At 68.2% G+C, this 13,129-nt stretch carries 15 protein-coding genes and 1 riboswitch; of the genes, 5 read left to right on the top strand and 10 right to left on the bottom strand.

The window, feature by feature from the left end:
* Window positions 1-69 precede the first annotated feature (69 nt).
* Window positions 70-196, top strand: a riboswitch (TPP riboswitch).
* From thiC to ACFQ9R_RS32170, 3 genes are all read left to right on the top strand, one after another.
* Window positions 189-1,832, top strand: a complete 1,644-nt coding sequence (thiC, locus tag ACFQ9R_RS32180; protein WP_378996140.1) for a phosphomethylpyrimidine synthase ThiC — start codon at window positions 189-191, stop codon at window positions 1,830-1,832. Its footprint overlaps the riboswitch before it by 8 nt.
* Window positions 1,833-1,989: 157 nt before the next feature.
* Window positions 1,990-2,184: a hypothetical protein gene (locus ACFQ9R_RS32175; RefSeq protein WP_378996138.1), complete on the top strand. Its 195-nt coding sequence runs from the start codon at window positions 1,990-1,992 to the stop codon at window positions 2,182-2,184.
* A gap of 31 nt (window positions 2,185-2,215) precedes the next feature.
* Complete coding sequence (locus ACFQ9R_RS32170; RefSeq protein ID WP_378996136.1) at window positions 2,216-3,010, top strand: thioesterase family protein; 795 nt, start codon at window positions 2,216-2,218, stop codon at window positions 3,008-3,010.
* On the opposite strand, the gene ACFQ9R_RS32165 is transcribed toward ACFQ9R_RS32170, so the two are convergent.
* The 5 genes from ACFQ9R_RS32165 to ACFQ9R_RS32145 form a co-directional block, all read right to left on the bottom strand.
* Entirely contained in the window at window positions 3,011-3,517 is a 507-nt protein-coding gene (locus ACFQ9R_RS32165) for an SRPBCC domain-containing protein (protein WP_378996134.1), read from the bottom strand.
* A 16-nt stretch (window positions 3,518-3,533) separates the two neighbouring features.
* Window positions 3,534-3,863 (bottom strand): ArsR/SmtB family transcription factor, encoded by a 330-nt coding sequence (locus ACFQ9R_RS32160; RefSeq protein WP_378996132.1) that lies wholly within the window; start codon window positions 3,861-3,863, stop codon window positions 3,534-3,536.
* On the bottom strand, window positions 3,853-4,284 hold the full coding sequence (locus ACFQ9R_RS32155) for an SRPBCC domain-containing protein (RefSeq protein WP_378996130.1): 432 nt from the start codon (window positions 4,282-4,284) through the stop codon (window positions 3,853-3,855). Before ACFQ9R_RS32155 ends, ACFQ9R_RS32160 begins: the two co-directional genes overlap by 11 nt.
* A gap of 76 nt (window positions 4,285-4,360) precedes the next feature.
* Complete coding sequence (locus ACFQ9R_RS32150; protein ID WP_378996128.1) at window positions 4,361-5,884, bottom strand: MFS transporter; 1,524 nt, start codon at window positions 5,882-5,884, stop codon at window positions 4,361-4,363.
* A gap of 158 nt (window positions 5,885-6,042) precedes the next feature.
* Entirely contained in the window at window positions 6,043-6,603 is a 561-nt protein-coding gene (locus tag ACFQ9R_RS32145; RefSeq protein WP_378996126.1) for a TetR/AcrR family transcriptional regulator, read from the bottom strand.
* Window positions 6,604-6,642: 39 nt separating this feature from the next.
* On the opposite strand from ACFQ9R_RS32145, the gene ACFQ9R_RS32140 reads away from it, so the two are divergent.
* Window positions 6,643-7,887 carry a KasA/KasB family beta-ketoacyl-ACP synthase gene (locus ACFQ9R_RS32140; protein WP_378996124.1) on the top strand — a complete coding sequence of 415 codons (1,245 nt, stop codon included), beginning with the start codon at window positions 6,643-6,645 and terminating at the stop codon, window positions 7,885-7,887.
* Between the two features lie 51 nt (window positions 7,888-7,938).
* Here the strand turns inward: ACFQ9R_RS32140 and ACFQ9R_RS32135 are convergent, their stop codons facing one another.
* From ACFQ9R_RS32135 to ACFQ9R_RS32115, 5 genes are all read right to left on the bottom strand, one after another.
* On the bottom strand, window positions 7,939-8,934 hold the full coding sequence (locus ACFQ9R_RS32135) for an aliphatic sulfonate ABC transporter substrate-binding protein (RefSeq protein ID WP_378996122.1): 996 nt from the start codon (window positions 8,932-8,934) through the stop codon (window positions 7,939-7,941).
* Between the two features lie 32 nt (window positions 8,935-8,966).
* Window positions 8,967-9,722 carry an ABC transporter ATP-binding protein gene (locus tag ACFQ9R_RS32130; protein WP_378996120.1) on the bottom strand — a complete coding sequence of 252 codons (756 nt, stop codon included), beginning with the start codon at window positions 9,720-9,722 and terminating at the stop codon, window positions 8,967-8,969.
* Window positions 9,723-9,813: 91 nt separating this feature from the next.
* Window positions 9,814-10,620, bottom strand: a complete 807-nt coding sequence (locus ACFQ9R_RS32125; RefSeq protein ID WP_378996118.1) for an ABC transporter permease — start codon at window positions 10,618-10,620, stop codon at window positions 9,814-9,816.
* A gap of 45 nt (window positions 10,621-10,665) precedes the next feature.
* Entirely contained in the window at window positions 10,666-11,088 is a 423-nt protein-coding gene (locus ACFQ9R_RS32120; RefSeq protein ID WP_378996116.1) for a VOC family protein, read from the bottom strand.
* An 81-nt stretch (window positions 11,089-11,169) separates the two neighbouring features.
* Window positions 11,170-11,817 carry a TetR/AcrR family transcriptional regulator gene (locus tag ACFQ9R_RS32115; RefSeq protein WP_378996113.1) on the bottom strand — a complete coding sequence of 216 codons (648 nt, stop codon included), beginning with the start codon at window positions 11,815-11,817 and terminating at the stop codon, window positions 11,170-11,172.
* An 89-nt stretch (window positions 11,818-11,906) separates the two neighbouring features.
* Between ACFQ9R_RS32115 and ACFQ9R_RS32110 the strand changes: the two genes are divergently transcribed.
* A complete protein-coding gene (locus ACFQ9R_RS32110) occupies window positions 11,907-13,043 on the top strand; it encodes an epoxide hydrolase family protein (protein ID WP_378996111.1) in 1,137 nt (378 codons plus the stop codon).
* The last annotated feature ends 86 nt before the right edge of the window (window positions 13,044-13,129 follow it).

The following is a 13,129-nucleotide window of genomic DNA, read 5'->3' as shown; positions in this document are numbered from 1 at the left end:
GCGACGAAGGAGCAAGCAACGGCCTCCCATCGGCGGGACAAGGGGCCGCGAACTCGAGCGCGTCAGCGCTCAAAGAAGCACGGGGGCTCGCACCAGCGGGCTGAGAGGACGGCTAGCCCATCTCGGGCGTTCAGGGCCGTCGACCGTATGAACCTGACCGGGTAATGCCGGCGTAGGGAGGAAATATCGTGGGCTCGAACACGTCTTCTGACAGGACGGTCGACACCGTCACCACCGGTCCGATCCAGGGCAGCGTCAAGCACTACCAGGAGGTAGACGGCCTGCGCATCCCGGTGCGCCGGATCAACCTCACCAACGGCGACCACTTCGATGTCTTCGACACCTCGGGGCCGTACACCGACGACAACGCGGTGATCGACCTCGAGGCCGGGCTGCCGAAACTGCGCGACGAATGGGACTCCCCGACCGTCGACGGTCCGCCGACCCAGCTCGCCTGGGCTCGTCAGGGCATCATCACCCCCGAGATGCGGTTCATCGCCGCCCGCGAGGGGGTCTCGCCCGAACTGGTGCGCGACGAGGTCGCGCTCGGTCGCGCGGTGATTCCGGCCAACCACAACCACCCGGAGCTGGAGCCGACCATCATCGGCAAGAAGTTCCTGGTCAAGATCAATGCCAATATCGGCAATTCGGCGGTGTCGTCGTCGATCGCCGAAGAGGTGGAGAAGATGGTGTGGGCCGCGCGCTGGGGCGCCGACACCATCATGGACCTGTCCACCGGCAAGAACATCCACGAGACCCGCGAGTGGATTCTGCGCAACTCCCCCGTCCCGATCGGCACCGTCCCGATCTATCAGGCGCTGGAGAAGGTGAACGGTGATCCCACCAAGCTCACCTGGGAGATGTACCGCGACACCGTGATCGAGCAGTGCGAGCAGGGCGTCGACTACATGACCGTGCACGCGGGCGTGCTGCTGCGCTACATCCCGCTCACCGCCAAGCGCGTCACCGGCATCGTCTCGCGCGGTGGATCCATCATGGCCGCTTGGTGTTTGGCGCATCACCAGGAATCGTTCCTGTACACGCACTTCCGTGAGCTGTGCGAGATCCTGGCGCGCTACGACGTGACCTTCTCCCTCGGCGACGGCCTGCGTCCCGGCTCCATCGCCGACGCCAACGACGAGGCCCAGTTCGCCGAACTCCGGACTCTCGGCGAGCTCACCAAGATCGCGAAATCCTATGGCGTGCAGGTGATGATCGAAGGCCCCGGCCACGTGCCGATGCACAAGATCGTCGAGAACGTGCGGCTCGAGGAAGAGCTCTGCGAAGAGGCGCCGTTCTACACCCTCGGCCCGCTGGCCACCGATATCGCACCCGCCTACGACCACATCACCTCGGCCATCGGCGCCGCGATCATCGCCCAGGCGGGCACCGCGATGCTCTGCTACGTCACGCCCAAGGAGCACCTCGGTCTGCCCAACCGCGACGACGTCAAGGTCGGCGTGATCACCTACAAGATCGCCGCCCACGCCGCCGACCTCGCCAAGGGTCACCCGCACGCCCAGGACCGGGACAACGAATTGTCCAAGGCCCGTTTCGAATTCCGCTGGCACGACCAGTTCGCGCTCTCGCTGGATCCCGACACCGCCCGCGAGTACCACGACGAGACCATGCCCGCCGAGCCCGCCAAGACCGCCCACTTCTGCTCGATGTGCGGTCCGAAGTTCTGCTCGATGCGCATCTCCGCCGACGTACGCGAATACGCGGAGAAGCAGTGGCTCACCGATGTGGCCGCCATCGAGGCGGGCATGGCCGAGAAGTCCGCCGAGTTCGCCGACCACGGCAGCAAGGTGTACCTCCCGGTCGTCTCCTGACCCCGCTCCGCCCTCGCCGACGCCCGTCCGATCTTCGCGATCGGGCGGGCGTCGCAGCGCGTGCACCCTGGATTTCGGGGCTTTCGCTCACCCTGGCGATCGGTAACGATTGGCAATCGTGTCGACCTACCGGCACGCCGAGCACTGGAGTGAATCAATGAAACGCATCGTCGCCGGGGCCCTCGCGGCCGCCGCCCTGTCCGTCGCCGCCCCGCTCGGCACCGCCCAGGCCGCGTCCCTCCCGGTCGCCGACTCCGGTTCGTCGTCCATCGGCTGCACCTCCGACACCAGCCCGTGCGCCCTGCGCCCGCTGTTCGACCTGTTCACCGCCCTCCTGACGGGCAGCGCCTAGGCCACGGGGCGCGCGGGGTAACGTCGGCCGGGTGGCCGATGCCTTCTACCGCCGAGACCCCGCGGACCCGAACCGGTACCTCTCGACCGAGCTGACCCGGGGCCCGTGGTCGCCGGACGCCCAGCACGCCGGACCGCCGTCCGCTCTGCTCGGGCATGTTATCGAGCGCTGCGAGCCCCGGCCGGGATTCCAGGTCGGACGAGTCGCCGTCGAGATTCTCGGGCCGGTGCCGCTGGCTCCGCTCACCGCGCAGGCGAAGGTGGTGCGGTCGGGGCGCAGTGTCGAACTGATCGAGGCGACTCTGTCGTCGGAGCGCGGCCCCGTGATGCAGGCCAACGCCTGGCGGCTCAAGCTCGCCGAGCCCGCCCTCGATCTGCCCGCCCAGTTCCTGCCGACCGGTACCAGGCCACTGCCCGCGGCGACGGAGCCGGAGCAGTTTCCCTCCGATCAGGAGATCGGTTTCCACACCGGCATCGAATACCGTTTCTCCGCAGGATCATTCGCCGCGCCGGGGCCCGCGATCTGCTGGATCCGGTTGAAGTACCCGATCGTCGCGGGGACCACCCCGAGTCCGCTGGAGCGCACGCTGGCCGCCGCCGATTCGGGCAACGGGGTCAGCGCGGTCCTCGACTGGTCGAAGTACCTGTTCATCAACACCGACCTCACCGTGACCCTGCATCGTCAGCCGGTCGGCGAGTGGGTGTGCCTGGACGCGGTCACCCATCCCCAGCCACACGGCATCGGCCTCGCCGAATCCGCGCTGTTCGACGAGACCGGGCCGATCGGGCGCAGCACCCAGACGCTGCTCATCGCGCCCCGGGGCTGATCAGGGACGCGGCTTCACCAAGTCGGCGTTGCCGTGCTTGAGCAGTTCCGACTCGCCGGTGCTCGTGCGCCGGAACGGGTCGCCTTCACCGGTGGTGAGCAGACCACGCAAGCTGGTGGTGATGTAGGCGCCCCAGGCGTTGGAGCACACCTCGTAGCATTCCCCGGCGGGCACCAAACCCACATGGGTGAAACGGATTTCGGTGCCGTCGGCGTTCTCGGTGATGTCGAAGACGACGTCGGTGTCCTCCCATTCGGTGGTGTCGGCGATGAAGGACAGGTGCGAGTCGGTGACGTGCCAGACCAGGCGCTCGCCCGGAATCGACGTGGTGGTCGTCATGGTGCAGCGGTGCAGGCCGGGGACCTCGAAGAGGTAGCTGTCACCGACCGTGCCGGTGCTGCCCTCGATGGTCTCCGACCACCAGGCCCACACGTTGTTGATGGCCGCGAAGGCCTCGTCGGGTGTCTTGTCGACGGTGATGGTGGCGGTGAAATCGTTGTCGCTCATTGCGTTTCCTTCCGGCTCAGCCGTCGAGATGCCGGCGGAGCGCGTCGAGTGGGCCGTCCCAGTCACGAGACAGGGCGGCCAGAAATTGTTGTGCCACGTGCATCGGAGCGGAATCGAGGCGGTAGCGCACGCGCCGCCGCTCCCCCGGTTCCGCGATCACCAGGCCCGCATCCGCGAGCAGGGCAAGGTGTTTGGCGATCGCCTGCCGGGTGATGGGCAGCCGATCGGCGAGGTCGGTCGCGGTGGCCGGACCGTGCGCGGCGAGTGCGGCGAGTACCGACCGCCTGCTCGGATCGGCCAGCGCAACGAAGACCCGTTCGGCGGTGGCCTCCTGCTCAGGCCGCATCGAGGTACTCGACGAGCTCGCCCAGCTCGCTCTTCCAGCCGCCGACATTGCCCTCGAACGCCGCCTTGTGCGCCTCCTCGGGCAGCTGGGCGAAGCCGGTCTCGGTGACCGTCAGCCGGGTGCCGTCGCCGACCGGCTCGAGGCTGAATTCGACATAGGTGCGTCGCGGGTCGTCGTCGGGCAGCCCGTTGATCGGCCAGGTGTAGCCGAACACCGAGGGCTCCTCGACCCGCTCCACCCGCATGTCGGCGGCGAACCCTTCCTTCCAGGTCATTCGCATGTCCCCGCCCGGTCGCAGGTCGATCTCGGCGGTATTGCCGAACCAGCTCCCCAGCCCTTCCGCGGTGGTGATGGCCGCCCATACCTTGGCGGGCGGATGCGCGAGCTCGACGGTCCGGACGATCTGATCAGGGAATCCCATGATGCCTCCTCATATATTGCAACCGACTGGTTGCAATTCAGAGTATTGCAACCGTTGGGTTGCGTCAAGGGTGTGGTCATCCGTGGCCGCCGGTGACGCGGAACCCTTTCGGGACCAGCCAGACCGTGCCGACAGCAACCACCGCGACGACGGCGGCCGAGATGTAGGACGTGGTGGTGAGGGCGACGTCGAAGGCATGACCGGCGGCATGGGTGAGTTCGTCGCGGGCGGGTTCGGGTAGGTCGGTGGCCACCTCGGCCGCGCCGCCGATCGAACCGCTCGCCTGATCGAGCTTGTCGGCGGGGACGGACAGGCCCGTCATGTGCTGACTGAAGATCCTGGCGTGCAGGCTGCCGAGCAGCGCGACGCCGAAACCGACGCCGACCTCGTAGTTGGTCTCCTCCACCGCACCCGCCTGGCCCGCCCGGTCCGCGGGCACGGCGCCGACCAGGACTGCGGCAGCCGCGGTCACGGCCATACCGTCGCCGAGACCGAACGACACCAGCACCAGCGCGACCACCGGATAGGTGGTGGGTTCCGGACTCACCGCCAACAGCAGGAACCCGAGGGCGACCGCACCGAGGCCGAAACCGAGCACCGCGCGGACACCGAACCTCTCCATCAGAAACGGCGTGAGCAGGGAGGCGGTGAGCAGCGTGAGCGCGGCGGGCAACATCCGGATGCCCGCCTGCGACGGGCTGTAGCCGTGGACGTATTGCAGCCACAGCGAGATCAGGAACATGGCCGCGCCGATCGCCATCATGGCCAGCAGCGTCGCGACGGCCGCCGCGGTGAACGCGCCGTTGCGGAACAGCCGCACATCCAGCAGCGGGTCGGTGGCAGTGAGCTGACGTCGGGTGAACCAGGCCAGCGCGGCGATGCCGATCAGCAGGATCGCCCAGTCCACCTCGCTCGCTTCACCTTTCGCGAGATGCTTGACGCCCCACGCCAGACAGACGATGCCTGCCACCGACAGCGCGGCGGCGAACCAGTCCAGGCTCCCCGCCTGCGGCGCACGATATTCCGGCAACACCCACAGCCCCACCACCACCGTCACGACCACCACCGGCACATTGAGCCAGAACGCCGACGACCACCCGAAGTGCTCGACGAGGAACCCACCGACGATGGGCCCCACCGTGGCGCCGACCCCGGCGACCGCCGCCCAGATCCCGATGGCCATGGTGCGTTCGCGCACGTCGGTGAAGATGTTGCGGATCAGCGACAGCGTCGACGGCATCACCATCGCACCGCCGATCCCGAGCAATACCCGCCCGCCGATCAACTGCGCCGCGCTCCCGGCGGTAGCCGCGACCACCGACGCGATGCCGAACAGCACGAACCCGCTGATGAACAACAACTTTCGCCCCACCCGATCACCGAGCGCACCGGTGGTGATCAGCAAGCCGCCGAGCACGAGCCCGTAGATATCGATGATCCACAGCTGTTCCATCGGCCCGACCTGCAAATCCTCGATCAGCGACGGCAGCGCCACATTGAGAATCGTGGCATCCATCGCCACCAGCAACAGACTGGCGCACAGCACCCCGAGCATCACCCAGCGCACCGACCCGTAGGACTCGTCCCGCGCTTCGCTCACCCTGGCCACCTCACCGGCCGCTCGGCCCTCGACGTCCGTTGACGACAAGCTACCCACACCAGTGACGCCCGCCTGGCAATGCTCGCGGCAGGTCCAGCCGCGATCCGGGCACGCGAAGGCCGATCCGGGCCGGATGAGACCCGATCACCGACGGGCGCTCAGCCGGGCAGGACCGCCGCGATGAGGGTGCGCGCGGCGCGGCCCGTACGTTCCCGGTCGCCCGTGATCACGCGGTCCTGGATGATGCCGCGCAATCCGGAGACCAGCAGCGTGGACACCACCTCGGGATCTTCGGCCAGCCCGGTCCGGCGCAGCGCGGCGGCGAGTTCGGTGACGAAGGTGGCGATCGCGGCCTCGGCGTAGTCCTGGTACGGCGAGCCGGGGGCACACGCGGCACCCAGCACCTGCAGCAGCACTCGCACGCTGTCGGCCTCGGCACCCTCGGAATTCACGTCGAAGAACCCGATCAGCCGCGCGGATAGCTGCGCGGGCTCGGCGATTTCGGCGAAGACCGCGGCGAGGTCGGGTCGCTGCGTCGCCAACGCCTGGACCAGCAGTTCTTCCTTGGTTCCGAAGTAGTAGATCAGCATGCGCGAGCTGGTTCCGAGCGCCGCGGCCAGCGGTCGCAGCGAGAGCTCGGCCAAGCCGTGCGAGGCGATGTAGGTGACGACACCGGCCAGCATCTCGGCGCGCTTGCGGTGGTCGAGGGGACGGGCCATGGGTTGACTGTAGCGAGTGCTACAGGTATTCATGTCATCGTGACTGTACCGATCGCTTCAGAAACTCGGGGCGGCGTGGTGGTGACCGCGTACGCGGCGACCACCGCACTGGCCGACACCATGGACGAGACCTGGTCGCGCCTGCTGCGCGGCGAGAGCGGAATCCGCGCGCTACCCACGCGGTTCCTCGCCGAGCACGATCTGCCGGTGCGAATCGGCGGACCACTGGTCACCTCGCCCGATGCCGAGCTGACGCGGATCGAGCAGCGCAGGCATTCCTACGTCGAACGCATGGCGCTGGTCCTCGGCAGACAGGTCTGGCAGGCCGCGGGCGCGCCGGAAGTCGACCGTGAGCGGCTCGCCGTGGCCATCGGCACCGGCCTCGGGGGCGGCGACGCACTGATCGATGCCGTCGACGCGATGCGGGCGGGCGGCTACCGCAAGGTCTCGCCGCTGGCCGTGCCGATGGTGATGCCCAATGGACCCGCCGCCACCGTCGGACTCGACATCGGCGCGCAGGGTGGGGTTTTCGCGCCGGTGTCGGCCTGCTCGTCGGGGTCGGAGGCGATCGCGCACGCATGGCGGCTGATCAGCACCGGCGAGGCCGATGTGGTGGTCACCGGTGGCGTCGAAGGGCATATCGACCCGGTCCCCATCGCGGGCTTCGCGATGATGCGGGCGATGAGTACCCGCAACGACGAGCCCGAACGCGCCTCCCGGCCGTTCGACCGCGACCGCGACGGCTTCGTCTTCGGCGAGGCCGGCGCGCTGCTCGTGCTCGAATCCGAACGGCACGCGAAGGCGCGTGGTGCGCGCATCCACGCGCGAGTGCTCGGTGCGGGCATCACCTCCGACGCCTTCCACATCGTGGCCTCCGACCCGGCGGGCACCGGTGCGGCGCGGGCGATGCGCAAGGCCGTTCACACTGCGGGGCTGCGGGTTCGCGACATCGATCACGTGAACGCGCACGCGACGTCGACATCGATCGGCGATGCTTCCGAAGCGGCGGCGATCACCGCGGTCGCTCCCGATGCCTCGGTGTACGCCCCGAAGTCAGCGCTCGGTCATTCGATCGGCGCGGTGGGCGCTCTCGAAGCGGTGCTCACGATCCTGAGCCTGCGTGAGCAGATCGTCCCGCCCACACTGAATTTCGACAACGCGGACCCGGCGATCGATCTCGATATCGTCGCCGGGGCCGCACGACCGCACAAGATCGACTACGCCCTCAGCAACTCGTTCGGATTCGGCGGCCACAATGTCGCGCTCGCGTTCGGAAAAGCGTAGCGGCGCCGCCGATCCGGTGGGATCGACGGCGCCGTGACGGCTCAGCGCGACTTACGCCTTGTCGAAGCGGGTGTCGACGAACGACTTGAAGTCAACCTTGCCAGGGATGGCCTTGGCCTTGGTGAAGGCATCCGCGATTTCCTGTTCGGAGGCGATGACCTGGTCGGTGAGTTTGATCGGCTCCTTGATCGAGCGAGTCCAGGTGGTGCGGGAGGCGTCGACGCTGATCTGGGTCAGCTCGGCGTATTTGGTCGACCAGGTGTCGAGATTGTCCGAGGACCACTTGGTGGCGGCGGCGTAGCGCTGGAAGAAGTCGGCGAGAGCGGCGGACTTGCCCGCGTCGGCGACGGTCTTGTTGCCTGCCACCCAGAAGTTGTAGCCGTTGGCGGCCTGGTCGGCGGTGGCGATCGACTTGGCGCCGATCTCCTTCTCCGCGATGGCGGTGTAGGGGTCCCAGGTGGCCCAGGCGTCGACGTCACCGCGGGTGAGCGCGGTGTAGCCGTCGCCGGGAGCCAGGTAGACCGGCTCGACATCGCTCAGCGACAGGCCCGCCTTCTGCAGTTGCAGGAGCAGGTTCGCGTTGGCCGAACTGCCCTTGTAGACGGCGACCTTCTTGCCTTTGAGGGCCGCGACCGAACCGATTGTGGAGTCCTTGCCGACCAGGATCGCGTCACCCTTGCCGGTGGCCGAGAGCGCCCCGACGATCTTGATGTCGGCGTCGGCGGCCGCGCCGAAGATCACCGGGGTGTTGCCGGTTTGGGCGATGTCGATGCCGCCCGCACTCGCCGCCTCGACCAGCGGCAGACCGGCGGTGAAGGTGGAGAATTCGATCTTGTAGGGCAGGTTCTCCAGCTGACCCGATGCCTTCAGCAACACCTCGATCGAAATCGCCTTCTGGTCACCGACTTTCAGCGTGACGGTGCTCAGGTCGACCGGGCCCGAGGGCGCGGCCTCGGTCGCCGTGTCGTCGCCGCAGGCGCTCAGTGCGAGCGTTGCGACGACGGCGAGGGCAAGGCCTGCCAGACGGGACATCGGAGTGCGTTTCACGGGAACAACTTTCGTGCGATGGTGCGGAGGGTTCAGTGCACGCCGAGCAGCGCGAGCAGGTGCGTCGCGTACTCGGCGACTTCCGGCGCGGCGGCGGTGCGGGGGCGTGGTAGCTCGATGGGCACGTCGGCGGCGATACGGCCGTCGTCGAGAACGAGAACGCGGTCGGCCAGGGTGATCGCCTCCAGCACGTCGTGGGTCACCAGCAGGACGCCGAACTCGCGCTGAGTGTGCAGGCCGAGGAGCAGCTCGTGCATCGTCAGCCGGGTCAGCGCGTCGAGCGCGCCGAAGGGCTCGTCGAGCAGCAACAGCGTCGGCTCGGCCACCAATGCCCGTGCCAGCGCGGCACGTTGGGCCTCACCACCGGACAGGGTGAGCGGCCACGCGTCGGCGCGACCGGCGAGGCCGACCTCGGCGAGCAGGTCGCGGGCGGCTTGCTCGTCGGCACGTCGATTGCGCGGCTTCGGCCTGCCGAGGGCCACATTGCGCACCACCGGCTGCCACGGGATCAGGCGGGGTTCCTGGAAGACGATCGTCGGCCTGCCTTCGACGGAAGCCGCACCGCGAGTGGCGGTATCGAGGCCGCCGATGATCCGCAACAGCGTGGACTTGCCCGATCCACTGCGCCCGACCAGTGCGACGATCTCGCCCGCGCCGATCTCGAGATCGATCCCGTCGAGCACGGTGCGGTCACCGAATCGCTTGCTGAGAGCGGTGATCCGGGCGGCGGGCACGCGAGCCGATCGCGACGAGATGGGGGTGACGGTCGTGGCTGCGGCAGCGGTCATGGGGTGAACCTCGCGATCGAACGGCGGCGGGTAGCGGGCCTGCCTGCTCTCGGGACGGGGTGGGTCCTCGAGCCGGCGGAAGAAGCGGACATCAGCGGTGCACCGCCGGGCGCCAGCGCAGTGCGCGGCGTTCGAGCAGCCGCACGATCGAGTCGGTGAGCAGGCCGAGCAGGCTGTAGACCACCAGGCCGAACACCACGATGTCGGTTCGCAGGAATTCGCGGGCATTGTTGACGACGAAGCCGAGTCCGGCACTGGCATTGATCTGTTCGGCCACGATGAGCGAGAGCCAGGCGATGCCGAGACTCTGCCGGGCGCCGACCAGGATCTGCGGCAGGGCGCCGGGGAGCACGAGCAGGCGCAGCCGTTCGACGAGTCCGAGGTGCAGGGCGCTGCCGAGTTCGAGCAGTTTCGGGTCGAGCTGGCGGATGCCCGAGAAGGTATTGAGGTACAGCGGGAAGAACACACCGAGGGCGATCAGGTAGACCTTGGGCTCCTCGCCGATGCCGAACCAGATGATGAACAGCGGGATCAGGCCGAACAGCGGGATGGTGCGGATCATCTGCAGCGGCGGGTCGACCGCGTACTCACCGATCTTGCTCAGGCCGGCGAGCACGCCGAGTACCAGCGCGAGAACCGCGCCGAGGGCGAAGCCGTACAGCGCGCGCTGGCCGGAGACCAGCAGGGCCTCGGTGAGCTGGCCGGATCGGTAGGTTTCCAGACCCGCGTCCAGCACCGCGGACGGCGCGGGCAGTTTCTTGGCCGGGATCGAGCCGCTGGCGCTGGCGAGCTGCCAGATGACCAACACCGCGAGCGGCGAGAGCGCGCGCAGGAACCCGGGGCGACGGTACAGCGGGATCCGTCGCTCGCCGGTTTCGGTGGGCCTCTCCAACAGCATGCGAGCATGGTGCCCGCCCGAAGCGGTATACCGACAGGGTTCGAATCAGCTCGAGGATTTGTCGGCTCGGCTGGAGATCTGCTGCACCGCCCAGCTATTCCCGTCGGGATCGCTGAAGAAGACGAAACCGACATTGTCGAGCGGGTGCGGGACGGGCCGTGGATTCTTGCCGAGCTCGCGCACCTCGCTGACCTCGACTCCCCGCGCCACCAGCTCCGCGTGCGCCTGCTCGATATCGGGAACCACGAGTTGCAGGCCCTTCAGCGAGCCCGGCGGCATCTGCGGCACCGCCCCTTTGCCGATGACGATCGAGCAGCCCGAGCCAGGCGGGGTGAGTTGCACGATGCGCACGTCGTCGGAGATCACCGTGTCGTGGTCGACGGCGAACCCGAGCTGACGCGCGTAGAAATCTTTGGCCCGATCGATATCGGAAACCGGGACGATCACAACTTCCAGGGTCCAGTTCACTACGCGCCTCCGCGTTGCAGTCCGGGTGATGCGCCAAGTCTGCCAGCTGCGCGCTCGGGAGCAGAGCCGTATCGGCGGCGGTCAGGGCTTGCGTTCCCATCGCCAGGCGAACTCGCCGGTCGCCGGGGGTGGGCCCGGTAACTCACCCTCGGCGGTGAGCCCGTCCACCATCAGCGCGAGGACACGTTGGCGCAGTTCGGCGGTGCGCGCCGGGTCGGGCATGGTGATGGCCGAGCAGGCCTCGAGGATCAAGCCGAGGTCGAGGGCGTCGACATCGGGCCGAAGGCGACCGCTGGCGTGGGCGCGGCGGACCAGTTCCTCGCCGGCCTCCCCCGAGTGCACGACGTCGGGCAGCATCGACTCGTCGGGCGTGAAGGTGCCCGCCAGACGCACGGTGAGCGAGTGCACGTCGGCCTCGACGACCCGTTCCAAGAATCCGACGAACCCGCGCCAGCCATCCGAATCCGCCAGCGCCGCATCGGCTTCCGCGTTGAATCGGCGTAGCCCTTCGTGACAGAGGGTGCGCAGCAGTACCTCCTTGCTCGGATACCGCCGGTAGAGCGCACTGATCCCGACGCCCGCCCGTTCGGCCACGGCGGCGATCGGTGCGTTCGGATCGTCGAGGAACACCGCGCGGGCGGCGTCGAGGATCAGTCCGTCGTTGCGCGCGGCCTGCGCCTTGCGACCGGGCAAGCGGGGCTGATCTGCGGTTTCGGTCTGGTTCGCCATGAATATCAGCCTACCATTTGAAACGGAATGCTCCGTTCTGCTACGTTTGGAACAGAACGAAACATTCCGTTTCAATTTGAGGAGTCGACATGGCCACCATCACCCCGTTCCGAATCGACGTTCCGCAGGCCCGCCTCGACGACCTCGCCGACCGGCTGCGCGGCGCCCTGTACCCCGACGAACTGCCCGGCGTCGGCGACGCCTACGGCGTCCCGGCCGGTCGCGTCCGCACTCTCGCCGAGTACTGGCTCGAGGAGTTCGATTGGCGCGCGCTGGAATCCGAGCTCAACGCCTACCCGCAGTTCACCACCGAGATCGAGGGCGAGGACATCCACTTCCTGCACATCCGCTCCTCGCGCGCCGATGCGACGCCGGTGATCCTCACCCATGGCTGGCCCGGCTCGATCCTCGAATACCTCGACGTGATCGCACCCCTCACCGAGCCGGAATCGGCCGACGCGCCCGCCTTCCATCTCGTCATCCCTTCGCTGCCCGGTTTCGGCTTCTCCGGCCCCACCCGCAGCACCGGCTGGAACCGCTACCGCACCGCCCGCGCCTGGGCCGAGCTGATGACGCGCCTGGGCTACCAGCGCTACGGCGCCATCGGCAACGACGGCGGCTCGATGGTCTCCCCGGAGATCGGCCGGATCGCGCCCGACACGGTGATCGGCGTGCACGTCACCCAGCTGTTCTCGTTCCCGTCCGGCGACCCGGCCGAGTTCGAGGGCCTGTCCGAGGCGGATATGGCCGCGCTGCAGCATCTCCAGTGGTTCCACGAGAACAAGATGGCCTTCAATACCCTGCACAGCCAGCAGCCGCAGACGCTGGCCTACGCGCTCGCCGATTCCCCGGTGGGTCTGCTCGGCTGGAACGCGCAGCTGTTCGGCGAGTCGCTCGACGCGCAGTTCGTGATCGCGAATGTGGCGCTGTACTGGCTCACCGGGACAGCGGGTTCGTCGCTGCGCTTCTACTACGAGGACGCGCACGCCACCGAGCAGCCGACCGAGCCGACCACGGTCCCGACCGGGCTGGCCATGTTCGCCGGCGATTTCCAGTCGATCCGCCGGTTCGCCGAGCGCGACCACAGCAAGATCGTCAGCTGGAATTCCTACGACACCAGCGCGGGTACGGGCGGCGCGAACGACGCGGCCGGGCACTATGCCGCGCACGAGGCGCCCGCGGTGCTGGTCGGCGACATTCGCGAGTTCTTCGCCGGGCTGGCCTGATTCGTCCAGGTGCCGCGGCCCACGCTCCCCTCATCGGTGCGTGGGTCGCGACCCATTCGAATCATGCACCAGCGCAGTGTGATACG

It is taken from the genome of Nocardia sp. NPDC056541, assembly GCF_042794235.1.
GTDB lineage: Bacteria > Actinomycetota > Actinomycetes > Mycobacteriales > Mycobacteriaceae > Nocardia.
This window is presented reverse-complemented; position numbering and strand designations above follow the sequence as displayed.